Origin of the sequence: Mesorhizobium sp. KR9-304, from assembly GCF_040049215.1 — a bacterium.
Classification (GTDB): Bacteria; Pseudomonadota; Alphaproteobacteria; order Rhizobiales; family Rhizobiaceae; genus Mesorhizobium_K.
On sequence record NZ_JBDZDN010000001.1, the window covers coordinates 1 to 22,930 of the forward strand.

At 64.7% G+C, this 22,930-nt stretch carries 26 protein-coding genes and 1 pseudogene; 9 read left to right on the forward strand and 18 right to left on the reverse strand.

The features are described from left to right. Positions 1-129 precede the first annotated feature (129 nt). From ABLE71_RS00005 to ABLE71_RS00035, 7 genes and pseudogenes are all read right to left on the reverse strand, one after another. Positions 130-1,317 (reverse strand): terminase family protein, encoded by a 1,188-nt coding sequence (locus ABLE71_RS00005; RefSeq protein WP_348783606.1) that lies wholly within the window; start codon positions 1,315-1,317, stop codon positions 130-132. A 49-nt stretch (positions 1,318-1,366) separates the two neighbouring features. Further along, complete coding sequence (locus tag ABLE71_RS00010; protein WP_348781340.1) at positions 1,367-1,921, reverse strand: hypothetical protein; 555 nt, start codon at positions 1,919-1,921, stop codon at positions 1,367-1,369. 359 nt (positions 1,922-2,280) lie between these two features. Beyond that, complete coding sequence (locus tag ABLE71_RS00015) at positions 2,281-2,886, reverse strand: hypothetical protein (protein WP_348781341.1); 606 nt, start codon at positions 2,884-2,886, stop codon at positions 2,281-2,283. Positions 2,887-3,383: 497 nt separating this feature from the next. Then, positions 3,384-4,364 (reverse strand): IS1595 family transposase, encoded by a 981-nt coding sequence (locus ABLE71_RS00020; RefSeq protein ID WP_348781342.1) that lies wholly within the window; start codon positions 4,362-4,364, stop codon positions 3,384-3,386. Between the two features lie 197 nt (positions 4,365-4,561). After that, positions 4,562-5,152, reverse strand: a complete 591-nt coding sequence (locus tag ABLE71_RS00025; protein ID WP_348781343.1) for a hypothetical protein — start codon at positions 5,150-5,152, stop codon at positions 4,562-4,564. Positions 5,153-5,348: 196 nt separating this feature from the next. Further along, positions 5,349-5,627: a hypothetical protein gene (locus tag ABLE71_RS00030; protein WP_348781344.1), complete on the reverse strand. Its 279-nt coding sequence runs from the start codon at positions 5,625-5,627 to the stop codon at positions 5,349-5,351. A gap of 173 nt (positions 5,628-5,800) precedes the next feature. Then, positions 5,801-6,173, reverse strand: a pseudogene (locus tag ABLE71_RS00035) (transposase); the annotation flags it as partial. Positions 6,174-6,295: 122 nt separating this feature from the next. Between ABLE71_RS00035 and ABLE71_RS00040 the strand changes: the two are divergent. Further along, positions 6,296-7,405: a glycosyltransferase family 61 protein gene (locus ABLE71_RS00040; RefSeq protein ID WP_348781345.1), complete on the forward strand. Its 1,110-nt coding sequence runs from the start codon at positions 6,296-6,298 to the stop codon at positions 7,403-7,405. A 41-nt stretch (positions 7,406-7,446) separates the two neighbouring features. Here the strand turns inward: ABLE71_RS00040 and ABLE71_RS00045 are convergent, their stop codons facing one another. The 3 genes from ABLE71_RS00045 to ABLE71_RS00055 all read right to left on the reverse strand — a co-directional run bounded on the left by ABLE71_RS00045 (position 7,447) and on the right by ABLE71_RS00055 (position 9,337). After that, complete coding sequence (locus ABLE71_RS00045; protein ID WP_348781346.1) at positions 7,447-8,214, reverse strand: prephenate dehydrogenase; 768 nt, start codon at positions 8,212-8,214, stop codon at positions 7,447-7,449. A 249-nt stretch (positions 8,215-8,463) separates the two neighbouring features. Further along, positions 8,464-8,943 (reverse strand): nuclear transport factor 2 family protein, encoded by a 480-nt coding sequence (locus tag ABLE71_RS00050; protein ID WP_348781347.1) that lies wholly within the window; start codon positions 8,941-8,943, stop codon positions 8,464-8,466. Between the two features lie 16 nt (positions 8,944-8,959). Further along, complete coding sequence (locus ABLE71_RS00055; protein WP_348781348.1) at positions 8,960-9,337, reverse strand: VOC family protein; 378 nt, start codon at positions 9,335-9,337, stop codon at positions 8,960-8,962. A 103-nt stretch (positions 9,338-9,440) separates the two neighbouring features. On the opposite strand from ABLE71_RS00055, the gene ABLE71_RS00060 reads away from it, so the two are divergent. Further along, positions 9,441-10,301 (forward strand): AraC family transcriptional regulator, encoded by an 861-nt coding sequence (locus ABLE71_RS00060; RefSeq protein ID WP_348781349.1) that lies wholly within the window; start codon positions 9,441-9,443, stop codon positions 10,299-10,301. Between the two features lie 25 nt (positions 10,302-10,326). Here the strand turns inward: ABLE71_RS00060 and ABLE71_RS00065 are convergent, their stop codons facing one another. The 4 genes from ABLE71_RS00065 to ABLE71_RS00080 form a co-directional block, all read right to left on the reverse strand. Then, positions 10,327-10,746, reverse strand: a complete 420-nt coding sequence (locus ABLE71_RS00065; protein WP_348783607.1) for a DoxX family protein — start codon at positions 10,744-10,746, stop codon at positions 10,327-10,329. 80 nt (positions 10,747-10,826) lie between these two features. Further along, a complete protein-coding gene (locus ABLE71_RS00070) occupies positions 10,827-11,618 on the reverse strand; it encodes a DNA-binding domain-containing protein (protein ID WP_348781350.1) in 792 nt (263 codons plus the stop codon). A gap of 2 nt (positions 11,619-11,620) precedes the next feature. Continuing rightward, complete coding sequence (locus tag ABLE71_RS00075; RefSeq protein WP_348781351.1) at positions 11,621-12,496, reverse strand: DUF692 domain-containing protein; 876 nt, start codon at positions 12,494-12,496, stop codon at positions 11,621-11,623. Positions 12,497-12,559: 63 nt separating this feature from the next. Further along, entirely contained in the window at positions 12,560-12,841 is a 282-nt protein-coding gene (locus ABLE71_RS00080; RefSeq protein ID WP_348781352.1) for a DUF2282 domain-containing protein, read from the reverse strand. A 179-nt stretch (positions 12,842-13,020) separates the two neighbouring features. Here ABLE71_RS00080 and ABLE71_RS00085 point away from each other — a divergent pair, with 179 nt between their 5' ends. The 5 genes from ABLE71_RS00085 to ABLE71_RS00105 all read left to right on the forward strand — a co-directional run bounded on the left by ABLE71_RS00085 (position 13,021) and on the right by ABLE71_RS00105 (position 17,793). Further along, positions 13,021-13,557 carry a sigma-70 family RNA polymerase sigma factor gene (locus tag ABLE71_RS00085; protein ID WP_348783608.1) on the forward strand — a complete coding sequence of 179 codons (537 nt, stop codon included), beginning with the start codon at positions 13,021-13,023 and terminating at the stop codon, positions 13,555-13,557. Next, positions 13,557-14,192 (forward strand): NrsF family protein, encoded by a 636-nt coding sequence (locus ABLE71_RS00090; protein WP_348783609.1) that lies wholly within the window; start codon positions 13,557-13,559, stop codon positions 14,190-14,192. The genes ABLE71_RS00085 and ABLE71_RS00090 overlap by 1 nt, the downstream gene beginning before the upstream one ends. 208 nt (positions 14,193-14,400) lie before the next feature. Continuing rightward, positions 14,401-16,551 carry a PBP1A family penicillin-binding protein gene (locus ABLE71_RS00095; RefSeq protein ID WP_348781353.1) on the forward strand — a complete coding sequence of 717 codons (2,151 nt, stop codon included), beginning with the start codon at positions 14,401-14,403 and terminating at the stop codon, positions 16,549-16,551. 122 nt (positions 16,552-16,673) lie between these two features. Next, on the forward strand, positions 16,674-17,258 hold the full coding sequence (locus ABLE71_RS00100) for a DUF1214 domain-containing protein (RefSeq protein ID WP_348781354.1): 585 nt from the start codon (positions 16,674-16,676) through the stop codon (positions 17,256-17,258). After that, positions 17,251-17,793, forward strand: a complete 543-nt coding sequence (locus tag ABLE71_RS00105) for a DUF1254 domain-containing protein (RefSeq protein WP_348781355.1) — start codon at positions 17,251-17,253, stop codon at positions 17,791-17,793. Before ABLE71_RS00100 ends, ABLE71_RS00105 begins: the two co-directional genes overlap by 8 nt. Before the next feature lie 6 nt (positions 17,794-17,799). Here the strand turns inward: ABLE71_RS00105 and ABLE71_RS00110 are convergent, their stop codons facing one another. Next, positions 17,800-17,985, reverse strand: a complete 186-nt coding sequence (locus tag ABLE71_RS00110; protein ID WP_348781356.1) for a hypothetical protein — start codon at positions 17,983-17,985, stop codon at positions 17,800-17,802. Between the two features lie 195 nt (positions 17,986-18,180). On the opposite strand from ABLE71_RS00110, the gene ABLE71_RS00115 reads away from it, so the two are divergent. Continuing rightward, positions 18,181-19,158, forward strand: coding sequence for a DUF2336 domain-containing protein (locus tag ABLE71_RS00115; RefSeq protein ID WP_348781357.1), 978 nt, complete (start codon positions 18,181-18,183; stop codon positions 19,156-19,158). A 3-nt stretch (positions 19,159-19,161) separates the two neighbouring features. On the opposite strand, the gene ABLE71_RS00120 is transcribed toward ABLE71_RS00115, so the two are convergent. Genes ABLE71_RS00120 through ABLE71_RS00130 form a run of 3 tightly spaced genes read right to left on the reverse strand, consistent with a single transcriptional unit; the run spans position 19,162 to position 22,103 of the window. Then, positions 19,162-19,506: a DUF1491 family protein gene (locus ABLE71_RS00120; RefSeq protein ID WP_348781358.1), complete on the reverse strand. Its 345-nt coding sequence runs from the start codon at positions 19,504-19,506 to the stop codon at positions 19,162-19,164. Between the two features lie 52 nt (positions 19,507-19,558). Then, positions 19,559-20,350 carry a peptidoglycan-binding domain-containing protein gene (locus ABLE71_RS00125; protein WP_348781359.1) on the reverse strand — a complete coding sequence of 264 codons (792 nt, stop codon included), beginning with the start codon at positions 20,348-20,350 and terminating at the stop codon, positions 19,559-19,561. Further along, positions 20,325-22,103, reverse strand: coding sequence for a PAS domain-containing sensor histidine kinase (locus ABLE71_RS00130; protein WP_348781360.1), 1,779 nt, complete (start codon positions 22,101-22,103; stop codon positions 20,325-20,327). The genes ABLE71_RS00125 and ABLE71_RS00130 overlap by 26 nt, the downstream gene beginning before the upstream one ends. A gap of 444 nt (positions 22,104-22,547) precedes the next feature. On the opposite strand from ABLE71_RS00130, the gene ABLE71_RS00135 reads away from it, so the two are divergent. Continuing rightward, the gene (locus tag ABLE71_RS00135; protein WP_348781361.1) at positions 22,548-22,913 is read left to right on the forward strand and encodes a DUF5330 domain-containing protein; all 366 of its coding nucleotides are present in this window, start codon (positions 22,548-22,550) and stop codon (positions 22,911-22,913) included. Positions 22,914-22,930: the final 17 nt, after the last annotated feature.

Here is a 22,930-nt window from a genome sequence, read left to right on the forward strand (position 1 = left end):
AAGACAATCCAGCTCCGACGCTTGCAGCACCGCAAGCTCGCCGCTTAACATCAATCCAAAATCGAGGCCAACACTCCGCTAAATCAAGCAGCCATCAGCGCCAAATGTTCAGACGACGGACACGCCAGCTCAGAAGTCGCGTATCCTCGGCACCGCGCCCGCCCTCGGCATCAACTCGCCGACCGCCCAGACCAGCGCGTCGACGCGGTCGGGCGAGCGGCCGCCGGATAGTCCGTCGGGGCCGAAGTCGCACATCTCGTCCTCCAGCTCGGCGAAGCGGCCGGCATGTTTCACCCGGCCCTGGCTGTAGAGCGCGGCAACAGGCTCGGCGCGCAGCCACTTTCCCCGGTTGGCCCTGACAGCCTTCACCGGCACCGTCGCATCCACGGTGCGGATCACCGCCGTCACCATGTCGCCGCCCTGGTTCACCTCGGCGACGATCGCGTCGGCCTCCAGCCGGTGGTAGAGCGCCACCGCCGCGCCCGCCCAGTCCTGCGGCTTGGCCGCCCTCACCGTCGCATCGGCCAGCACCACCGCCTTGCCGTCGGCGTCGAGCCCCGCCGCCACGATGCCGCAGGCGTCCGAGGTCTTTCGCGAACTCGCCGGCGGGTCAACCGCCACGACGATCCGCCGCATCTCGCCCGCCTCGCTGACCATCGCATCGGCCAGCATCTCGCGCGACCACAGCGCGTCCTCGCGGTCCTCGATCAGCTCGCCTTCCAGCTCCTGGCGGCCGAGCGGCGAGCCGCCGTAGCGTTTGGTCAGCGCCTCGACGAAGCCGGCGGCAAGGTTGCCCTTGTTCGCCTCGGTCGAAAGCCTGTCCGGCTTCACCTGGGGATCGGCGAGCAGCCTTTTCATCAGCCGCGTCGGCCGCGGCGTGGTGGTGATGATCTGCATGGGTTTGGGGCCCAGGCGCAGTCCGAACTGCAGCATGTCGTAAACCGCCTCCGCGTTTTTCCATTTGCCGAGCTCGTCGCACCAGGCCGCCTCGAATTGCGGCCCGCGCAGGCTCTCGGGGTCTTCCGACGAAAATACATGCGCCACCGCGCCGCTCGTCCACACCAGCCGGCGCCGCGTCGTCTCGTAGCGCGGCCGGTCCCTGCCCGACACCGCGAGGATCCCCGAGGGACCCTCGATCATCACCTCGCGCACGTCGCCGAGCGTCTCGCCGACCAGCGCGATCAGCCCGTATTTCTGCCTGGGGCGCGAAAAGGGCGGCAGCCCGCGCACCAGCCCGTCCACCCATTGGGCGCCGAGCCTCGTCTTTCCCGAGCCGCGCCCGCCCGTCACCAGCCAGCAAACAGGCGGTTCAGGCAGCGGATATTGTCTGGGATGCGCCTTGCCGAACCACGCGGCCAGCGCGCGCTCACCCTCCCGCCCCGTCAAGGCGCTCCGCGACCAGCCGTTCTGCGTAGTCTCGAGCCAACTCGACAATGCGCTCGTCGACGCGAGCGAGGATATCGGCGAGTTCGTCATCGCTTCTCGTTTCTTGTTCTTGGCCCTTTTCGGGCTGCAGTTTTCCGGCGCGCTCGGCGACCCGGATCATCGACCACAACGCGTCGGCGCGGGCCTTGTCGATGCGCCCGGTCCTGCGCGCCTCGGCCAGGGTCGCCCGCATCTCGTCCATCACGAGCGCGCCGATGTCACCGGGCGGCACGTCGGCCGCCGGATCGCTCATCGCCTCCAGGGCCTCCTCCCTCTCGTGCGCCGCTTCCTCGGCGAGCAGTTCCTTTATCTTGTGAACCCGCATGACGGTGCCGTGCGGAACGTGCAGCTTCGGCCAGTTCTCGCGGCTCGCGATCTCGCGTACCGTCGTGACGTGGACGCCGGCGATCTTGGCGATCCTGGGAAAGGTCGGCGGCAACAGGTCGCGCAGCTCACGCATACCCTCCCTCTTCTCCGCGCTGACGGGAGGATGCATGACAGTTTCTCCGATGAGGGGATTCTTCCTTCTCCCCTTGAGGGTGAGCCGCCGGTTCGCGCAGCGAATTCGTCATGCCAGTGGCATGACGAAAGGCCAGCGAACGCCGGGACGCTGCTTTAGCAGCGGGGACCCGGCCGGTGGCTCGGCGCGCAGCGCCGAGACGGATGAGGGGTACGGCGAAGGGGATCCCAAGACCCGCGACCCAGCCGCGCTTCCCACCCACACTTTTCCGACGATAGCAAAACACTACCAAACCACCGTCACGGCGTCAAGGCATATTTTCCTAATTATATACATGACAAAGCAACCCAAATCAGATACCGATTCGAGCCGACAGGCCGGCACTGAGACCGAGATTACGCCAAAGATGATTGAGACGGGCCTTGCTGTTTTTTTGGCCCATTCAGGCCGGGATTGTATTTTTCCAGCGTCGGATCGTGCAATGCTGCGCGAAATTTATCTGGCGATGGAGAAGTGCCGTCTAGGTGGTTGTTAAATCTGAACAGGTGTTGGTGCAGAGCATCCAAGGCATCGCTTAGGGCAGAGAGATCGGCCAAATCCTTTGGAGGTTTCGGAGGTTTATAGGGACTTTCCAATGGAACCTGCTGGATTGCGAAAACCCAGTCGTCCATTTCGACGGTCTGCCTAACCTCAAGATATACAGGGGTGTGGGCTACAAAGTTGCGGTGGGAAGAAAGCCAGAGAATGTATGAGTGGAGGACTTTCCAGTAGGGTCGCTCTTCGACGCACCGCGAACGAATTTCGAACAACTCATTCGTGAGCTTCAGTTGGTCGGAAAAATTGCGGAGGATAAAGAAATACAACTCTGGAACCCCGTCCACGTCATGGACCAGGATTTTGAATAGGCGAAAAACCTCGGTTTCAATCGTTGCCCATGTGCTGACAATGTGGCCGATTGCACGATATACGCTACGACCCTCGTCTAGGTAGTCTTTCACCATGACCACGAAATCCGATGACAAGAAATTCAACGATACGCTAAAGCGGATGCTGAAGACGCCGCCGAAGCCTCATGAAAAGGTTCCGCCCAAGGCGAAGCCCACGAAGAAGGCTACTGCAAAGTAGCGCCTTCCTCTTTGGAGGGCTGTGTCCTCTGTCGCTCAATCAGGTCCAACAAACCTTTCGCCATGAACTCGGCTTGTTGTAGGGGCATGACCAAGCGCCCTATGACCACTCGGTTTATGGGTCCGGGATTTGTGGCGTGATCCACCCGCCAAGATTCGAAGGTGATCTTGATGTTGCCATTAGCGACAAAAGTCCCCGATGCGGAGTCGGCATACACGTCGGGTGCATGGGGACTATCTAGGAATGCTGGCGAGTTGCTCATAGCTGTGTCCCCCCAAGGACGAGCGGTGGTGTACCGTGCTGCAACGGTAGATGATCCTTGGGGGCTTATCGAGTCTTCTTCCGAATCGAAAGAAGCTTCCTCGCCTTCTGCTTAGGCGTAATCGGCTTCACCAATCCGCCGATAGGTAAGACGCTTGCCTTCGATCATGGCGAGCAACTGGTCGTGGCGCTCGGTGTCAGTCACCTTGAGCGCAGCGCGGCGATTGTAGCGGAAATCGAACTCGGCAAGGTAGCGATGCAAGTGAGCTTCGCCACAGTGCTGATAGACGCCGACCATGCCGCGCTTGAACACCGAGAACACGCCTTCAATTGTATTGGAGTGGACAACCACATCGCCCTCGCGACGGGCATACTCGCCAATCGCGTGATTGGTAGTGCGGTGCGCGGCATATTCCTCGCCAGTGCGCGTGTAGAGGCGCGACGAGTCGGTATAGAGCGTCGTATCGCGCGACACGTTCTTGACCAGCACATCGCGCACGGTTGAGGCCGTGGCGTCGTTTAGATGGAACATGCGGGCTTTCCCGCCGCGCTCGACCAGACCGACGACAATGCGCTTCTGTGCGCCGCCAGACTTGCCACCCTTTGTGTAAGGCAACCCGTGGCGGTTTGGTGATTTGCGCGGCGTCTCGCGCTTGCCGATGTAGGTTTCGTCGGCTTCGACAGTTTTGCCTTCGCCACCAAGCGGGCCTGACGACACAACGTCCTCTTTCATCGCTTCGCGAATGCGGTGCGCCATAAACCATGCAGTTTTGTAGGTGACGCCCAACATGCGGTGCAGCTGGTGCGCTGACATGCCCTTCTTGCTGGAAGCGAGAAGGAACGTCGCCAGCAGCCACTTGTTCAAGGCGATCTTGGAACGCTCGAATACGGTCCCGACAGTCACTGTGAACTGTTCGCGGCATTCCATGCAGTTATAGAGGCCCGGACGGTGAGCCTTGCCATGCATGGCGGTAATGCGCGCCGGATCGATGTTGCCGCAATGCGGGCAGATCGGGCCATGCGGCCAGCGCTGAGCCTCAAGGTGCTCGCGGGCTGCATCCGGGTCGGTGAAGATTGGGCTGTCGAGTTTCATGGCAATTCCCCTATGCCGCGAAATTACGATCCGGCCCGTACTTTGTCAAGTATATAATTAGGCATATTTTCCTATTTCCGCGTGACATAGCAGACGTGACATAGCAGAATCGGCCACATACCCCAAACGAGACAGGCCGGCACTATGATCAAGGAACTTAGGAAAAGTTCCTATGACCGAAACGAGAGACGAGGTTGCTATAACTCCCAAGATGCGGGCTGCCGGTGAAGCGAAGCTATGGCAGTTGGAACGTTTTGTGGGTTCAGCAACACTGGTAACGGAGGTCTATCGGGAAATGGAGTTGGCTCGGGCGGATTGGCCGCGCCGTACAAATCGGGTCGCGGATAGTTTGAAGTGATGTGAACGAAAAGGCGGCGACCGAATCGGGACACGCTGTGCACCTCGTCGGCGATTTTTCGCAGTTTCGTAACGTCGAGCAAGTAGCGGTTCCAGTTAGTAGCGTCCTGCTTAGCGCCCTTTGTGAAAACAACCGCGATGTTTGCCCCGTCCTCAACGACTAGCGAAATGCCCGAGTGCATGAGGATGTTTCGATTCTGAGCCGCACGATCGAATGCATCACAGAAATGGTTGACACCCGAGATTATCTCGTCGCTTTCGCCCTTTTCGGCGACGGTGCGGCGAAGGAGATCAATGCGGAATGAGTTGTCGCGAAGCCTCGCAAAGAGGAAGGTCATCGTGTCATTGAACCCGAGGTAAGCCAGGAACAACCCTAGCAAGTGGTGTTCAGCGCGATTAAATGTAGCGGCAATCACGCCCAAGGCGTGCATCTGGTCCTTTACGTCAGGCAGATAGTGAGGCCATGGAGGATCGTGTGACACAGACGAAGCCCTCCGATGACAAGCGCAGTGATGCTGACATAGTCGCGTTGCGAGACGCTGCTGTTCGCCGCGCCCTCTCGACGCCACCGAAGCCTAAGCAAAACCCGGTGAATCAAAAAAGGGGAACGCTGGCAAAGAAGTCACGCTAGCGAACCTTGACGTGGCGATAGTCGGTTTCGCCGCACTCGCCACACGTCCAGTTTTCATGAACGATGCCTTGGCTGGTTGGTCCGCGCGTATCGGTAAGGCGGGCGGCTCTCGCCCCGCACATGCGACACACGTCGCCGGGCCACTTGTTGTTTAGCTTCGCCTCTAGGTCGGCGACTCTTTTCATCAATCCATCAACTTCGGCAGGCACTTCGCCCAGCCGCTTCCATATCGGAATGCGGTCTAGCATCTTATTGAAGTCTTCAAGGACACCCATGGATCAGCCCCTCCCGATCATTGAAACGATCAACGGCAGGATACAGGTTTCCTCAGCGGCAAGCGAATCGCAGCTTGGCCTGCTTGTGGAGCGCGACGATCTATTTTGCGGTGTGCTTCTTACGAACGCGCAGGCGAAGGAACTTGCGGGTCTTCTGCTTAGGCGTGACCGCTCTAGTAAGTTTGTTGATAAGTTAGCCGCTTGCCAACGCCGCCCTTGATCGCCGCTTCGGCGCGCTGACCATCGGTCCAGCCAAGCTTTGCGCGGCGATTGTAGCGGAAATCGAACTCGGCAAGGTAGCGGTGCAGGTGAGCCTCGCCACAATGCTGATAAACGCCGACCATGCCGCGCTTGAATACCGAGAACACGTTCTCAATCGTGTTTGAGTGAACCACAACATCGCCCTCGCGGCGGGCATATTCGCCAGCCGCGTGGTTGGTCGTGCGGTGCGTCGCATATTCCTCGCCAGTGCGCGTGTAGAGGCGCGACGAGTCGGTGTAGGGTCGTATCGCGTGACACGTTCTTGACCAGCACATCACGCCGGGTGGCGGCGGTATACGTGACAAAGAACCTGCAAGGGACTAATCCTGTAGCCAGGCCACCCAGATGAAACGAGCCCCGCTTGTCAGGCCGCGTTGCGTCTCAAACCCTGATGACGGACATCTTGCTTGAAGCTCTCCCGCCGCGCCCTACGATTTTTGCGAACGCTTCGCATTCTCCCGTCGGCAATCGACCTTTCCGACCCTATCATCGGAGCGGAGGCCGACGCTCACCCAGTTGTCCCTGAGTACTCTATCCCGCCTTTCGACGATCGCCCCATACGGCCCATAAGTACGCGCCCGAATGGCTGGGTGCGCATCTTTCGCGGCGATCTCCGGCTGGAATACACGACCGGGCTCATCTATTCCGGCCTCAGGCCGATCTTTGGTTCGACCGATGGTCTACACTCGGGCATTCCCCCAACCAGGCCCATTTCCATCTTCACCCGGCGCGTTCGGAAGCTTGAAAAGGCAGTTGTTCTCAAATCTCTATATGAGCAATCCTACTACCATTTTCTGTTCGACTTCGTTCCTAAACTGGAATTACTCGACCGGGCAGGAGTTGCAGATACTGTTCCGCTAATCGTCACGGAAGGACTTTCCAAAAGGAAATTCTTTTCCGAGGCAGTCGGGCTTGGACTCTTCGGCTCTCGGCCAGTCGTCGTGCAGGGAAAGAAAGAAGTCATCGCGGCCCGCGAGCTCTATGTCGTCAGGCCCGATGCCTATACCGAGCGGCAACTGAGTTTCCCGGCGAAGCGGCTCGGAGGCATTGCCGACTCGCGAGCTCGTGATCGGCTCTACGTCTCGCGCAGCGGCACGCCGGGTACAAGCCGGCAGATCGTCAACGAAGAAGATCTGGTCGCGCGATTGCGGGAACTTGGCTTTTCGGTGCTCGATCCCGGAACGATCTCCTTGGCGGACCAGATTGCCCGTTTTGCGCGTTCAAGCATCATCGTGGGGCCTCATGGCGCGGGTCTCGCAAACATCCTGTTCCGATACGGCGCTCCCATGGCCCTTGTCGAAATGATCAACCCGACAAAAAAGTATCATCACCATTTTTTCCAGATATCTGCCCATTGCGGGTATTTCTATCGCGCTACCCTGAACAATTCAGAGCGTGGTGACGAGCAAGTCGCCACGGCCAGTGCGGACATCGATGCGGTGGTCGCAGCGGTCCAGGAATCGATAGAATGGGAATCGTCTGTATACGATCGGACGATCGCCTCACCGTCGGGCTGACCTGCATTTGGCCGGAACGAGCCGCCGCGCACCTTGCTCCCCTATGCCTGCCCCTCCCCCAGCTCGGCTTCCAGCGCCGAAGCAAGCTGGAAAAATCGCCGGCGTACGTCCGCCGCATAGGGGTTCGCGCGCTCGATGGCCTCGAAAACCTCGGGCGCATCGTGGCGCACCATGCCGACGGCGGCGGTCAGCAGGTCGAAGCTCCTGGTGGTCATGCGGGTCGGCAGCGGTTCCATCTGCACCAGCACCTTGGCGATCAGATGCGTCAGCCCCTGCACCGTGGCCGCTTCGCGATCGTGGTCCTCGGGCGTGGTGACAATGACGTCGAGGCCAAGCCGCCTGCGCAGGAACGCGGCAAGCCGCAACCAGCGCCGGCCCCGTATCGGGCAGAGCGCGATCTTGAGGCCCTTGATGCCGCCTTGCGCGCTCTGCGGGCCAAACAGCGGGTGCGTCGCCACGATCTCGGCATGGTCGGGCAGCCCGCGCTGCATGATCGCGGCCGGCGCCACCTTCACCGATCCCACATCGAGCACCAGGGTTCCGGGCCGTAAGTGCGGCGCGACGGCGGCGACGATGTCCTCCATGCTCCCGACCGGCACGGCAAGCACCACGACCGCACAGCGCGCGACCGCCTCCAGCCCGGCCAGTTCGACGCCGAGCTGCGCGGCCACCGGCCCCAGCCCCGGCGCGGGATCGCAGGCAAGCACGCGGACATGGGGTCGGACATGACGCGCTATCAGTTGCCCGAACGCGCCGAAGCCTATGATGCCGACTGTCGTGCCGGATGTGAATCTGCCGCCCTCTGGCATGGACCGACCTCTCTTGCGGCCGCAAGGCCAGAGGCCGGAAATTCAACCGCTGGCCATGCAGCGGTTGAACAAATGACAATGCCCCGCCGCTATGAGAGCGGCGCGTAATAGATCCCGGCGATGAGGAATGCTGTTGTCATGGCGCGCTCGATAGCCACCCGGCAATGTCCTGTCAATTGTTTCGGGGCCGGGTAAGTGTCCGGCAAGGTCGCGCCTCGGCTCCATGAACTGTCCGGTCCCGTCCGGGCGTCATCGCGTAAGCTCCGGCACCCTCACCCCCTCCACCCACACGCTGATCACCGTCTCATCCCCCGGCTCCTTGCCGATGGCAACGGGCGTGATCTGCGCCTGGATGCATTTCCACGCGCCGCGCTCATAGACATAGGTGTCGGTATAGGTCGTCATGCCCGTCTCGTCGTGGCAGGGATGGCGCAGCACATGCTTGTTGGTGGCGCGCACCAGCGCGACGTTGCCGACCACGGATATCAGTTCGTCGCGCGTGTCCCAGTAGACGATGAAGCCGGGGTCGAACCCCCTCGCCCACGCCTTCAGATAGTCCGCGCGGCCGACCCGCATGCCGTCGCTGCGGATCGCGATGAAGCTTTGATGCAGCAGCGCGTCATGCGCCGCCACATCGTTGTTGATGAAGTTCTCGATGAAGCGGGCGTTGATCGCCCTGAGATCGTCGATCGCTTTCGGCGAGGCGAGATAGGCGTCGGTCGGGGTCATCGTCGCTCCGCCCAGATCACTTGGCCGCGCCGCAATAGGCTTCCAGCCGGTAGCCGTCCGGATCGACCACGAAGGCCGCGTAATAATCGTCGCCGTAGTCGGCACGCAGCCCCGCCTCGCCATTGTCCTTGCCGCCGGCGCCCATCGCGGCCTTGTGGAAATCGGCGACGGATTTTCTCGATGGCGCGTCGAAGCAGAAATGCAGGCCCGACGCCATGTCCGAAGGCACCGGCCGCTCGGCCTTCTGCACCCACAGCACCACCGACCCGTCGCCGTAACCCAGCGACGTCTCGCCGTCGCTCAGCAAACGGTAGCCCAGCGGCTTCAGCGCCGCGTCGTAGAATATCTTCGAGCGCGCGACGTCGCGCACCCCGATCGACACATGGTTGATCATCGTGTTCTCCATGGTTTTCGGCCGGCCTCAACTGCCGCCGTTGTGTCAGGAGCATGCCTGCGGGCGGTTTCCGGCGCTTGGGGAAAATTGCTATGTTCGGCCCATGAGCCAGATCGCCCGCGAGACCGTCGCAAACGCCGCACTCTCCTCCCGCCGCCTGGCCGGTGGCGCGGGCTGGTCGCTCTACGAGATCGTCTGCCACGCGGGTCCGCAAGACCGCCCCTTCGAGGAGCGCCATGGCGGCGTTTCGATCGCCGCGGTCGTCTCCGGCAGCTTCACCTACGCCTCGGATGCCGGCCGCGCCCTGCTCCATCCCGGCGCCCTGCTCTTCGGCAATCACGGCGCCTGCTATCGCTGCGGCCATGAACACTCGACCGGCGACCGCTGCGTTTCCGTGCAGTTCACGCCCGACTATTTCGGCGAGATCGCGGCAAGTGCGGCCGGCTCGTCGCGCTTCCGCTTCCCCGCCGCCATGCTGCCCGCGCGGCGCGGCGCGCTTCCCCACACGGTGCTTCTCGAAGCGCTGGGCGGCATGCGCGATCCGCTCGACATGGAAGAACGGGCCGTGCGTTTTTTCGCCGCCGCCGTCCGCACGCTGTCAGGCGAAACCACCGCGGTACAGCACGCCTCCGCGCAGGATCTCAGGCGCGTCAGCCGCGTGCTCGGCCACATCGAGGCGCATTCCGCCGAGCCGCTCGACCTCGACCGGCTCGCCTCGATCGCCGCGACCAGCAAGTTCCATTTCCTGCGCATCTTCCGCCGCGCCGTCGGCCTCACGCCCTATCAGTTCCTGCTGAACACGCGCCTGCGCCGGGCGGCGCTGCGGCTGCTCGCCACGCCCGACGCCGTGTCGGCCATCGCCTACGACACCGGTTTCGGCGATCTCTCCACCTTCAACGCCGCCTTCCGCGAGCGTTTCGGCGTCGCGCCGCTCGCCTTCCGGCGCAACGGCGCGCTCCACTGATCATGACTGGAAACGATGAGCCGATCTAGCGCCGGCGCTCCCTGAAAGCGTCGAGCGCGATCTTGCCGCCCCCGAACACGACCAGCGTCAGCGCCATCGCCGCCCAGGGCAGATGAAAATTCGCCCAGCCCTCCGGCACTGTGATCTGAATTACGGCGGTCATGACCAGCAGGCCGAATGCCGCGAAGCGCGTGAACAGGCCGGCCACCAGCAGGATCGGCAGCACGATCTCGGCGATGCCCGCGCCGTAGGCCGCGGCCATCGGGAACGGATAGGGATACTGGCTGCCGAAAATGTGCAGCTTGAATTCGGCGCCGAACAGGAACTCCGCGCCGCCCGAGAGCTGCAGAAAGCCGTCCCATTTGGTCAGGCCCGACTTGTAGAACGGCACCGCCAGCGCAAGCCGCAGCGCCAAGAGAGGCAGCGAGCGCGGGATAGCCGCCATCCAGCCCTCGACCCGCGCCGGCAGCGACGTCCAGCCGCTCCGCGCCGCCGGAGCCGTTTCGGCCGATGTCGTTTCGCTTATCATTTGATTTCTCCGTTGTCCGTCGCCCCGTTGTGGGTCGCGCTGAACGCGCCGAGCGACACGAGGCCGACCAGTGCGGCTCCGAAGTCGAAACCGGAATCGGAATCGGCCTCGATTGCCCTTTGCGCCGCATCGGCCAGCGTTTCGCCTGCCAGCAGCGCCCCGGCGAAGGCCGCGTCGCGCGCCGGCACCACATGCACCGACACATCCATCCCCGGCCGCACGACCAGCACTGCCTCGGCGCACCAGTGACGCACCGGCTCCACATGATCGCCCTGGTGGGCGGCCCAGATCGAGCCGGCCGGATGCGCCGACATCACCAGTTCGGCCGACGGATGCCGCGCCAGCCGCGTCCGGCCCAGCGCCTCCGGCGCGATCGTTGCGAGGCCGGCGGCCGTCATGGCGTCGGCGTCGGCGGCGTGATAGGCCCGCGTCCAGGCGGCCTCGACGCGGGCGACGTCGGCCAGGTAGGGCACGCCGCCAGCCGGCGGAAATGCGGCGATGAAATCGGCAAAGCCGTCACCGTAAAGAAACAGCAGCGGCGATCGCGGCTTGTGCGCGTCGGCATAGGCGCGCGCCATGCCGGCGAAGAATTCTTCCCCGACCAGCCGCGCGGTCACCGGAAAGCGCTTTTCCAGCGCCTTGGTTAGGCCGACGAACACGTTGTTGCGATAGACCGCGAAGCGCAGCGCATCGGGCTCGCCCCGCGCAGAGGTGACGCCATCCGGCACGCCGGCCCCGGTGTCGAGCAGCGCTTGCGCGAAGGCGTCCTGGCTGGCCTCGAATCCCATCGTCAGGCTGCCCGTGCGTCGCGTCGTGCGGCCTGCGCATCCAGCGCCGCGTCGACCCTTCGCGCCTCTCCATGCAGCGTGTCGAAACCGGGCACGTCATTGTCCCATTCCACCAGCGTCGGCAGCGGCCCGGTCCGCCTCAGCAGATATTCGTAGAGCGCGAAAACGTCGTTCCTCACCTCTGTCGCATGCGCGTCGATCAGCAGCCGATCCCCGGCCCCATCCGCCGTTTCGTCATAGCCCGCGAGATGCACCTCGCCGACCTTGTCGACGGGGAAGCGGTCGATATAGGCGTAAGGGTCGAGCCGGTGGTTCACCGCCGACACCATCACATTGTTCACGTCGAGCAGCAGTCCGCAGCCGGTCCTGTCCGCCACCGCCGCCAGAAAGTCGATCTCGTCGATCGTGCTCTCCGCAAACAGCACATAGGTCGACGGGTTTTCGAGCAGCATCCGGCGTCCGAGCGCCTGTTGCGTCTCGTCGACATGGGCACTCACGCGCGCCAGCGTCTCGTCCGTATAGGGCAGCGGCAGGAGGTCGTTCAAAAACCCCTCGTCATGCGTCGACCAGGCGAGGTGTTCGGAAAAGCTCTGCGGCCGGTAGCGTTCGACCAGCGCCTTCAGCCGCGCCAGATGCGCCTTGTCGAGCGGCCTTGCGGCCCCGATCGACAGCGCGACCCCGTGCAGCGAGAGCGGATAGCGCTCCCTTATCGCCTCCAGCCAGCGATGCGGCGGGCCGCCCGCGCCCATGTAGTTCTCGGCATGCACCTCGAAGAAGCCTATGTCCGGTTCGCCGTCGAGGATCGCCTGGTAGTGCTCGGGCTTCAGGCCGAGCCCCGCCCGGGCCGGCAGCCCAGTGCCTTTGTCCAACGCCTGCATGATGGCCTCCTTCCGGTGCGAAACGGGAGGCCGCCGTGGCGGCCCCCCGAAACGGTCGTCGCTTCACATCGCCTCGAGCATGCCCATGTGGCCGTCGACGTTCATCGTCGTGCAGGTGCCGGCCGGCACGGCCTTCCAGGCATTGGCCTGATAGTCCTTCGTCGAGGTGCCCGCGCAGGTCGTGCCCGCGCCGGCGGCGCAATCGTTCTGTCCGGCCAGCGAAATGCCGTAGCACTTCTCCTTGCCGTTCATGTATTCCGCCGACACCGGCGCGGCGTAGGCGGCGGTCGTCAGGGCCGCGGCGAGCGAGCCGGCGAGTGCGAGGGCGATCGTGTTGTGGTTCATGGTGAATACCTCCATCGATGAAACGCGCCGGCGAATGCGCGGCGGCATCGGGTCTTTCGTCCCGGCGGAGTCCGGCGTTACGCGATCACCGCTTCGTGATCGACTTTTGTCGGTTGGTGGAGGATATTCCGCGCCGATGTAACAAGCGCGGTTCGGGCGCGAATAGCGAGGGTGTGCGGTTGGAGGGCAAAGGAGAGACCGATCTTGCCGGGCTCCTGAACGCCGCCCTCCGGGGCGACGAGCATGCTTATGCCGAATTCCTCCGCCGTGCAGCCGGGCTGGTGCGCCGCTTCGCCCAGAGACGCATTACGCATGGCGGGATCGATCCGGAGGATGTCGTGCAGGAAACGCTGCTTGCGGTCCATTTGAAACGCCACACCTGGCGCACCGATGCGCCGGTGGGTCCTTGGTTGTTCGCGATCGCTCGCTTCAAGCTCATAGACGCCTTCCGCAAGGCCGGGCGCAGCATCGAAATCGTCATGGAGGACGGTTTCGATGCGCCGGCGCCGGAGCCCGAGGAAAGCGCCAGCGAACGGGAGATCGGCCGCGCGCTTGCTTCGCTGCCGCCGCGCGAACGGGAGGTGGTTTCGGCGATATCCGTGGATGGGCTTGAGATCGGCGATGCGGCCAGGGCGCTGAACATGACGGAGGTCGCCGTGCGCGTGGCCCTGCACCGCGGCCTCGCCAGGATCGCCAGGAATTTCGGACAAGGATGATGGAAACGGAACGGCTCATCAGGACATTGGCGCTCGACGCGCCGCGCGCCGCCCCCATGGGCCGGGCGTGGGCGGTCGCGCTCGCCGCCGCCCTTGCCGGCGCGGCGATCGTCTTTTTCTCCGTCGTCGGCCCGCGCCCCGACATCGCCGCCGCGGCCGAAACCTGGCGTTTTCTCTACAAGTTCGTGGTCACCATCGCCCTCCTGGCGGCCAGCCTCTGGGCGCTCGCCGCGCTCGCACGGCCCGGGGGGATGTCGCCCGCGCGCCTCGCCGCATTGCTCGTCGCGCCCTGCCTGCTCGCGGCTTCGGTCCTGATCGAGGTGGCGGCCCTACCTTCCGACCAGTTGGGGCCGCGCCTGCTCGGCAACAATGCCCTGCTTTGCCTGACCTTCATCCCGCTGATCGGCGTCGGCCCCGCCGCCGCGTTCCTGCTGGCGCTGCGCCACGGTGCGCCGACATCGCCCGCGCTCGCCGGCGCGGTGGCGGGTCTGGCCGCCGGCGGTTTGGCGGCGACGTTCTATGCCGCGCACTGCACCGACGATTCGCCGCTTTTCGTGGCCACCTGGTATCCGATGGCGATCGCCATTCTTGCGGCCGCCGGCGCGGCCGCCGGTCGCCTGGTCATTCGCTGGTGATGGAAGCAGCAAGTCGGGCCAACCGTATCCCTTTTGCCATAGCTATGCGGATTCCGCATAGCGCGGCGGGATAGGCCGCCATCCCCCTTGTCGTAGCGTCAAAAATCAGTGACAAGACGGCACTGATGGGGGACTTGCTTGGGTGCCCTGAATTAGCCTCCGTCGCTCTTCAGAATCGACCGCAAGCCCGTGCCGGATGCCGTCTCATATGAATCGCCCAGTGCCACCGCGTAGATCGAAAAGCCCTAAAGCCACTCGGCTGATGGCGATCGACGCGTGGATCGATTCGACGCTCTACGAGGCGGGCTTCATTGCCAGCGAGTTCTGGGAATCGCTTACCATCTTCTTCCGCCGCTTCCGTTTCACCGGCTGGAAGCGCGTCGGCTTCGAGCTCATGGGCGAAGGTTTCACCATGGGCGCGGCCGGCTGCGTCGTCATGCTGGCGCTCGCCATGCCCGCCTTCGAGGAGACCGAAGGCAACTGGCGCGCGCAGGATGACTTCGCCGTCACCTTCCTCGACCGCCAGGGCAACGAGATCGGCCAGCGGGGCATCATCATGCGGGAATCGATCCCGGTCGATGAAATGCCCGACCACGTCATCAAGGCCGTGCTCGCTACCGAGGACCGCCGCTTTTTCGAGCATTACGGCATCGACTTCCTCGGCCTCTTCCGCGCCATGTCGGAAAACGTGCGCGCAAATTCGGTGGTCCAGGGCGGCTCGACGCTGACCCAGCAACTTGCCAAGAATCTCTTTCTCTCCAACGAGCGCACCATCGAGCGCAAGGTCAAGGAAGCCTTCCTGGCCGTCTGGCTGGAGGTAAACCTCTCCAAGAAGGAGATCCTGCAGCTCTATCTCGACCGCGCCTATATGGGCGGCGGCACCTTCGGCATCACGGCGGCGGCCGACTTCTATTTCGGCAAGTCGGTCAAGGATCTGAACCTCGCCGAGGCCGCCATGCTGGCCGGCCTGTTCAAGGCGCCGGCGAAATACGCCCCGCACGTCAACCTTCCCGCCGCGCGCGCCCGTGCCAACGTCGTGCTTACCAACCTCGTGCAGGGCGGCTTCATGACCGACGGCCAGGTGCTGCAGGCGCGGCTGCGTCCAGCCGACATCGTCGATCGCGGCGACCGCAAGACCCCGGACCATTTCCTCGACTGGGCTTTCGAGGAAGTGAAGCGGCTGACCGCCAAGTCCGGCGTGCGCTCGATGGTCGCGCGCACCACCATCGACATGAACCTGCAGCACGCGACCGAGGAATCGGTCGAGTACAATCTGCGCCAGCACGGCAAGGAATACGGCGTCACCGAGGGCGCGGTGGTAGTCATGGAGGCCGGCGGCGCCGTGCGGGCCATGGTCGGCGGCCGCGACTACGGCCAATCGCAGTTCAACCGCGCGACCAAGGCGCTGCGCCAGACCGGCTCTTCCTTCAAGCCCTATGTCTACGCCACCGCTATGGAGCATGGCTTCACGCCCGACTCCATCATCTCCGACGGGCCTATCGTCTGGGGCAAGTGGGCGCCGAAGAACTACGGCCGCAGCTACGCGGGCGGCGTCACCCTGACCGAGGCGCTGGTGAAGTCCTTCAACACCGTGCCGGTCAGGCTCGCCAAGGACCACCTGGATATCCCGCCGATCAAGGCGATGGCCGAGGCGATGGGCGTGGAATCGACGGTGAGTTCGCACAAGACCATGGTGCTCGGGATATCGGGCATGACGGTGATGGATCAGGCGACCGGCTACAGCGTGTTCCAGAACAACGGCTATGCGGGATTGCGCCACGGCCTCACCCAGGTCCTCTCGCGTTCCGGCAAGGTGCTCTACGACTGGGAGAAGGACGCGCCGAAGCCGCGGCGGGTGCTCTCGCCGCTTGCGGTCGGCTACATGAACTCGATGATGGTCCAAGTGCCGGAACGCGGCACGGCGCGCCGCGCCGCGCTCCCCACCATCCGTTCGGCGGGCAAGACCGGCACGACGCAGTCCTACCGCGATGCCTGGTTCATCGGCTACACCGGCAATTATCTCGCCGCCGTGTGGCTCGGCAACGACGACTTCTCCGTCACGCGCCGCATGACCGGCGGCTCCCTGCCGGCCATGGTGTGGAACCGGCTTATGACCTACGCCCACGAGAACGTCGACCTGAAGCCGATCCCCGGCATCGAAAACCCGTTCGTCGACGCGCAGGTCGTCGCCAAGGCGGAGGCAAAGCAGCAGAAGCAGGAAGCCGAGATCAGCAATATCGAACGCCGGCCGGTGCTCACGGGGGCGACCACCAGGGCGTTGCGCGCCATCGCCGACATCTTCCACAACTCTCCTGTCATCGACGGGCCGCCGGAACCGGAGACGCTTTCGGCGCTCTGATCCGTTCGGTCCACCCGCCAGGATTGTCGGTTCCGCGCTTCGGTTCGCCTCCCTTGCCATCTATGCTCGCCGCGGGCTATCCGGGGCGGCGCAGTTCCAATCGGCGACCCCCCGGCGACCACATGCTGAAAACCGCCCTCGTCACCTTCGTCGTGCTCGCCGCCTCAATCGTCGGCGGCGGCGCCAGCGTCTGGTACACGCTGAAGGCCAATGAGAGCGTGGGCGCGGTGACTATCGGCGAGTGGACAGCCTTCCCCTCCATCGGCACGCCCGACGCCGACCCCTATTCCAAGGCTCGCGTCGCCCGCGAGGGGTTGCTGGCGCTCGGCCGCGCCGAGGGCCTCTCCTTCTCGGCGCAGCGCGATTCCGCCGGCGAGGCGTTGCTGCGCGATTGCATCTACCGCATCGAAGGCCCGGTGCCGGCGGCGCGATTCTGGACGCTCTACGCTGCGGACTCCGCCGGCGCCGTCATCCGCGCCGGCGAGCTTCGTTCCGCCGCGCTGCATTCCAACCAGCTCATCCGCCTCGCCGACAATTCGGTATCGATCACGGCAGGCGCGCGTCCCGCCCCCGGCAACTGGCTGGCGCTGTCGGGCGCCGGACCGATGACACTGGTGCTGACATTCTTCGACACGCCGATCGCCGCGGCCACCGGCGCCTCCGACATCGTGCTCCCCTCGATCGTCAAGGCCGGCTGCAATGCTTAGGCTGTTTTACCTTGTTCTGATCAGCCTCGTCGGCGCCGGCATCGTGCATATCGCGGTGCTGCTCCTGCTGCCGCGATTCTCCGAGCGCGACGCCTGGTCGAGCCTCGCCGAGGCGGGCGATTTCTACAAGGCCGTGCGCATCGACGCCGGCGATGGCAGCCCGCCGGTCGTGAAGGCCGTCGATCCGCTCTTCCACGCCGCGGCGTGCCGCTTCGATCTCGACGAGGGTCCGGTCCATGTCCGCGCGCCCGGCGCCGTGCCGTTCTGGTCGGTGTCGATTTACAACCGGGCCGGCCAGAACGTCTATTCGTTCAACGACCGCGCCACCGAAAACGGTGCGCTCGATTTCGTCGTCCTGACGACGGCCCAGATGATCGAGGTGCGCAAGCAGGTGCCCGAGGATTTCCAGCGCTCGATCTTCGTCGAGGCGCCGATCGGCGAAGGCATCGTCGTGGTGCGCAGCTTCGTGCCGGACCCGACCTGGGAAGAGACGACGTCCGAGTTCCTCGCCAGGATCGCCTGCACCAAGGAATAGGCGAAACTAGTGCCTCGGCCGCGGCCAGTTGCGCTCGGTGTTTTCGCGGTCGGCGGCGGTCTCGCCCGCCTCCTCGCCCTGCCGCTCGTAGCGTATGCCCGGAAAGATCACGATCGACGCCGTGTCGCCCGCGGCGAGCGGTTTTCGGTTGGTGGCCGCATCGCGCGGCGCAAATGCCAGTACGCTGCCCATGACTGCGATTTCCCTCGGCTTGACCCGGAGCAACCACGCAACGCCTCCGTCTTCATAAGGCCAGCAGACGGTTAACAGGACTTTAACGGATCGCGGCTAATTTGAGGCGGATCGGCGGATCGGCAGATCGGCAGATCGTTCTGCCTCCCTGCCCGGTCGGTCGTGTGTCGATTGGTGTTGCGTCAGGCGTACAGAGTGTCCTCTTCAGACTTCCGGCAGATCACCATCAAGAACGAGGCGCAGAAGGCCGAACGGCTTTTCCGCGCGGCGGTTTCCGCCTTCTGCTCGCTGACGCGTCCGTCGCGTCGAGAGATCGCCCAGGTTGATGATCTCGCCCTGCCGCTGTTCGACCTCGTTTCCGTGGAATCGAAGCGCTACGTCGCGGCCGCGCTCTCCGAATGCCCCTGCCCGCCCGTGGCGCTCATCAAGCGCCTTTGCGATGAAAGCGTCGACATCGCCGCCCCACTTCTCATCCGCTCGCCGGTGCTTACCGACGTCGACCTCATAGCGCTCATCGGCCGCCATGGTCACGGCCACGCCCGCGCCATCGGCCGGCGGCCCGGCCTAAACCCGGCCATTGCCAGGCTGGTCGCCGCGCTTGAAAACAAGGTCGTACCGCTCCGGCCCCGCGACGCGGCGCCGGTCCCGCAACCGGCCATGCCGTCGCAGGAACCCGCCGACGCCGGACCGGTGCTCGAAGACCCCGCGCCCGGCACGGCCGTCGAGGATGTCCGGCAGCGGCTGCGCGCCATGATGCGGCCGGCCTCGGCAAACTTTTCGGCAACCGCCCGCACCGTCTACGAGCGACTGCGCGAGACGGCGCTCAGCGGCCATGCGCCGTTTTTCCAGACGGCGCTTGCCGACGCGCTCGACGTGGAGTTTGCCGCGATCCGGGACAGTGCCGGCCAGTCCTCCTGCGCCTGGCTTCTCGACGCGCTGCGCATGCTCGACGTCGGCGACGAGAAGGCTTTCCTCGTCACGGCGGCCATCTATCCTTCGCAATTTGGCGACCTGCAGGCGATCCGCCTCTTCCTGTCGCGCTACGCCGCGATCAGCCGCGAGGAAGCAACCTTGCGCATTGCCCGCTGGAAGACGGGATCGGAACCGGAAGCGCCCGGTCTTCCGCCGCACGCCGATTCCGATCTGTCCGCCGAGATTCGTGTGGCAGGGTAGATCTCAGGACTCGGCCACCGAGATAAACTCCTCGACCGCCCCCTGCCCCGGCTCGATCTCGACCACCCATATGTCGGGATCGAAGCGCTTTTCCTTCTCCAGCCGCGCGTCAAAAGCGGCTTCGTCTTCCAGCGCGTAGCGGGTGAAATACCGTTCGTCGGGTTTGGCCGTATCGTAGCTCGTCTGCGGCGCCGGTCCGAAAAGCTGCGCGCCGCCCAGCCTGTCGCGCACGATCACGAACACGGCGCCGGCCTCGGTCGCGCCGCGCTTGACGATCGCCGCGAAGCCGCCGCCGGAAAAGACGCGCCTGACCAGCGCCGAAACCCAGAAATCCGTGGTGACCCGCATCGGCCTGCTCTAGTGGAGCGCCGCCCGGAAAGCCATAGCAGCCGAAGACCGCCTACTTGATCAGCCCGATTTCCTTCATCTTGGCATAGACGGCCCGGTCGGCTTCGCCCGTCACCTCCAGCCCGAAAAGCGACTGGAATTCCCTGATCGCGGCGGCGGTCCTTGCTCCCATCAGGCCGTCGACGTTGATCGCGTCATTGCCGAATTCCTTGAGGCCCGCCTGCACCTTGGCGATGCGCTCGTCGCGCACCAGGGCCGCCGGCTTGGCGGACGCATCTTCGCCCGCTTCAATCGCGGCGGGCCGCGCCACTGCCGGCTGGGCTGCCTCCTCGCGCGGCGCCGGCGACGGCAGCACGGCGGGCTTCTTCACCGAACCCGTGCCGAGCTGGTCGAGCAGGCTGTCGTCCACGGTTCCCGTAACCCTCAGGCCCATCTTGGACTGGTAGGCCGCGATCGCCACGCGCGTGTTCGGGCCGAACAGCCCGTCGACCTCGCCGCCGTAGAAGTTCAGCTCCCTCAGCGTCTCCTGCACCTCCTTGACCGTCGGGTCGCCCACGACCTGCCGCGGCTGTTGCGGCCGCTCGATCAGGATCGTCGTCTCGTCGGGCAATGCCGGCGCGCCGGGCCTGAGAAACTCGCGGGTGGCGAAGAAGGCGCCCGAATGGGCATGCGGCTGGTACCACAGCGCATTGGCCGAGACGAAGCTCAGCGCGACCAGGAAGGCGGTCGTGCCGCCGACCAGCGTCGGGTTGCGTGCGATCAGCCCGAGCAAGGCGCTCGCGCCGTCGGCGAGCGACCAGGCCCAGGGCTCGTGCTCGTCAAGCTGTCTTGCGGAACGTGCCATGGAAGTCCTCTTTGCCCGCCTTCATCGCTACGATTTCGGCCGTTTTTACGGCGCTCTCCCTCGGTGGCGCGTCGACCGGCAGGCTGATCGTCACCGTCGTGCCATGGCCGGGCTCGCTCTCGATCGTCATCGTGCCGTGGTGGAGCGCCACCAGCCCCTTGACCAGCGACAGGCCGAGACCGGCGCCCTCGAACCGTCGCGTATAGTCGTTCTGCACCTGCGTGAACGGCTTGCCGATCCTGGCGAGGTCGTCCGCCGACATGCCGATGCCCGTGTCCGACACCCAGAAATGCAGGCGCGAGCCGATGCGCTTGCCGCCGATCGCCACCGTGCCGCCGGCCGGCGTGAACTTGATGGCGTTCGACACCAGGTTGATCAGCATCTGCTTCACCGCCCGCTTGTCGGCGTGGACCTCGCCGATCTCCGGCGGGATGTCGACCCGCAGACCGAGTTCCTTGTCCTTCGCCTGCTGCTGCAGCATCGAACGGCACATCTCGACGGCGTCGCCGAACCGGAAGGGCTCAAGGTCGGCCGTATAGGCGCCGGATTCGATCTTCGACACGTCGAGGATCGAGTTCACCACGGCAAGCAGGTGGCATCCCGACTCGTGCACCAGGCCGACATATTCCTTCTGCCTCGGGTCGGCGAAGCCGCCGAGCATGCCGTGCAGCAGCATGTCGGAAAAGCCGATGATGGAGTTCAGCGGCGTGCGCAGCTCGTGGCTGACGGCGGCGAGCATGCGGCTGTTGGCCAGTTCCGAACTCTCCACGCCGTCGGCCGAAGCCGCGAGTGCGGCGCGCAGGGCAGCCGTCTCGTCATTGGCGCGCAGCAGCGCCGTGACGCCCGCGACATCGATTGCGGGCCGCATCATTTCGATGACGAAGGGACGGTAGTCGGCGGCGATGGCGCCGTCCGGGTCCGGAACCCTCACTCTCGCCTCGACGCGCCTGTAGCCTTCGTTCTCGCGCAGGTCGGCCAGCGCGCACAGATAGGCGACGCGGTCGGCGACATGCACCCGCTCGAACAGGCCGCCCGACAGCAGCAGTTCGGGCGCCACGCCGAGGATTCGGCGAGCCTGCGGCGAGGCGTCGACAACCTCCCCCGCGCCGTCGAGGCGAAGCGCGACGGCGTCGATGATGTCCTCCAGCGGGCGGGCCGCTGTGGCATCGTCCTTCTCGTCCAGCCACGCGACGAAGCGCGGAACGACGAAGGCGAGATAGCCGAGCGGGATCAGCCAGTGCGCGCCCCCGGCCACGGCGCCTGCCGCGAAATCCGATGCGAACAGCGCCTGCAGCGGCAGGGCGGCCAGCGCCGAGCCTACGCCCACCAGCGCTGCCTGCGGCGTGCGCCTTGTCCACCACGCTTCGAAGGGCAGCGCGGCCAGCGCCAGCGCCGCCGGCGAAGCGATGCCGCCGGCGGCGGCGGCGATCGCGGCCAGGGCGACGATGCCGAGCGCAAGCGCAGCCGTTGCCGCGACATGCGTCCTGCCGGAGACCGCGACCGCGGCGGCGATCAGGAAGGCCGCGCCGAAGATCGCGCCGACCGCGGCGAGCGTCGCCTGAATGCCGATGAGCGGCGGGAAGAGGATGGCTGCGGGCGCGGCGGTCAGGAAGGGGGCGACGAGCATGACGCCGATGAAGCGCCGCTGGCGAAGGCGCTCGGCCGGATCGCGCACCGAGCCGCGGACCAGGCGTTCGCAGCGCGCAGCGACGGCGTCAAGCAGCTCACCTGTTCTGGTCCCGGAAAGACGCACTCAACGCACCCGTACAATGCCCGCTTCGCGGGTCGCCTTGTTTGACATCGAAAGTCGCATCGAGCCTTTAAGGAATGAATAAAGGTCAAGGCTTTGACGCCCGCGGCGCGGCGAATATAGGGACTGGCGCCCCGCAAACCGCCAGCGATTCTTCCTATGGTAAACGGAGCATTGACCGTGTGCGGCCGCACCGCGACGCCGCAATATGCCGTGTCGGCCGGCCTGGTGGTTAAAAATCAAGGCTTTGCTTGGTCAATGAATGGTTACGAGCGGGCTGCGCATTTCCAGACGGTTCGACACAAAGCAGAATCGATAAACTCTGAATCGAATTTGCCTCGAATGTTATTCTGCCATGCAAGCCGTCCTTCGGCTGTCTGTGGCAAGGTTGCCGGCGATGAGACCTCTTGCGGCGTTTTCGCGGGCGAGAGGCAAGAGGGCGGACCAATGGGCTTCCTGATCAAAATGGCGTTCTGGTTCTCGCTGGTGCTGCTGGCGCTGCCGCTCGATCCGGCCGGCACGAACGGCGCCGGCGTGAGCCCCATCCAGGCTTTCTTCGCCGCCCGCGAGGCCGTCGACGACGTGTCCGGCATCTGCGAGCGCAAGCCCGGTGTCTGCGAGGTCGGCAAGGCCGCGATGCAGACCATCGGGGTCAGGGCGCGCGAAACCGCCCGAATCGCCTACGAGATGCTCGAGGAGAACGGCGCGCCGACCGACGAGATCGGCCGGATGCTCGCTTCCGAGGATGCCCCGACCCAGGCCGTCGAGCCGACCGATGGCGCCGCGACCGGCAGCGTGACCCTGTCGAACTGAGCCACGGACCCGAGCGA

What these genes read in the sequence shown, in the direction of transcription:
- ABLE71_RS00010 (WP_348781340.1), bottom strand. Translation starts at nt 1,921, where the DNA reads ATGCATCCTCCCGTCAGCGCGGAGAAGAGGGAGGGTATGCGTGAGCTG.
- ABLE71_RS00015 (WP_348781341.1), bottom strand. Translation starts at nt 2,886, where the DNA reads ATGGTGAAAGACTACCTAGACGAGGGTCGTAGCGTATATCGTGCAATC.
- ABLE71_RS00020 (WP_348781342.1), bottom strand. Translation starts at nt 4,364, where the DNA reads ATGAAACTCGACAGCCCAATCTTCACCGACCCGGATGCAGCCCGCGAG.
- ABLE71_RS00025 (WP_348781343.1), bottom strand. Translation starts at nt 5,152, where the DNA reads ATGCACGCCTTGGGCGTGATTGCCGCTACATTTAATCGCGCTGAACAC.
- ABLE71_RS00030 (WP_348781344.1), bottom strand. Translation starts at nt 5,627, where the DNA reads ATGGGTGTCCTTGAAGACTTCAATAAGATGCTAGACCGCATTCCGATA.
- ABLE71_RS00045 (WP_348781346.1), bottom strand. Translation starts at nt 8,214, where the DNA reads ATGCCAGAGGGCGGCAGATTCACATCCGGCACGACAGTCGGCATCATA.
- ABLE71_RS00050 (WP_348781347.1), bottom strand. Translation starts at nt 8,943, where the DNA reads ATGACCCCGACCGACGCCTATCTCGCCTCGCCGAAAGCGATCGACGAT.
- ABLE71_RS00055 (WP_348781348.1), bottom strand. Translation starts at nt 9,337, where the DNA reads ATGATCAACCATGTGTCGATCGGGGTGCGCGACGTCGCGCGCTCGAAG.
- ABLE71_RS00060 (WP_348781349.1), top strand. Translation starts at nt 9,441, where the DNA reads ATGAGCCAGATCGCCCGCGAGACCGTCGCAAACGCCGCACTCTCCTCC.
- ABLE71_RS00065 (WP_348783607.1), bottom strand. Translation starts at nt 10,746, where the DNA reads ATGGCGGCTATCCCGCGCTCGCTGCCTCTCTTGGCGCTGCGGCTTGCG.
- ABLE71_RS00070 (WP_348781350.1), bottom strand. Translation starts at nt 11,618, where the DNA reads ATGGGATTCGAGGCCAGCCAGGACGCCTTCGCGCAAGCGCTGCTCGAC.
- ABLE71_RS00075 (WP_348781351.1), bottom strand. Translation starts at nt 12,496, where the DNA reads ATGCAGGCGTTGGACAAAGGCACTGGGCTGCCGGCCCGGGCGGGGCTC.
- ABLE71_RS00080 (WP_348781352.1), bottom strand. Translation starts at nt 12,841, where the DNA reads ATGAACCACAACACGATCGCCCTCGCACTCGCCGGCTCGCTCGCCGCG.
- ABLE71_RS00090 (WP_348783609.1), top strand. Translation starts at nt 13,557, where the DNA reads ATGGAAACGGAACGGCTCATCAGGACATTGGCGCTCGACGCGCCGCGC.
- ABLE71_RS00095 (WP_348781353.1), top strand. Translation starts at nt 14,401, where the DNA reads ATGAATCGCCCAGTGCCACCGCGTAGATCGAAAAGCCCTAAAGCCACT.
- ABLE71_RS00100 (WP_348781354.1), top strand. Translation starts at nt 16,674, where the DNA reads ATGCTGAAAACCGCCCTCGTCACCTTCGTCGTGCTCGCCGCCTCAATC.
- ABLE71_RS00105 (WP_348781355.1), top strand. Translation starts at nt 17,251, where the DNA reads ATGCTTAGGCTGTTTTACCTTGTTCTGATCAGCCTCGTCGGCGCCGGC.
- ABLE71_RS00110 (WP_348781356.1), bottom strand. Translation starts at nt 17,985, where the DNA reads ATGGGCAGCGTACTGGCATTTGCGCCGCGCGATGCGGCCACCAACCGA.
- ABLE71_RS00120 (WP_348781358.1), bottom strand. Translation starts at nt 19,506, where the DNA reads ATGCGGGTCACCACGGATTTCTGGGTTTCGGCGCTGGTCAGGCGCGTC.
- ABLE71_RS00125 (WP_348781359.1), bottom strand. Translation starts at nt 20,350, where the DNA reads ATGGCACGTTCCGCAAGACAGCTTGACGAGCACGAGCCCTGGGCCTGG.
- ABLE71_RS00135 (WP_348781361.1), top strand. Translation starts at nt 22,548, where the DNA reads ATGGGCTTCCTGATCAAAATGGCGTTCTGGTTCTCGCTGGTGCTGCTG.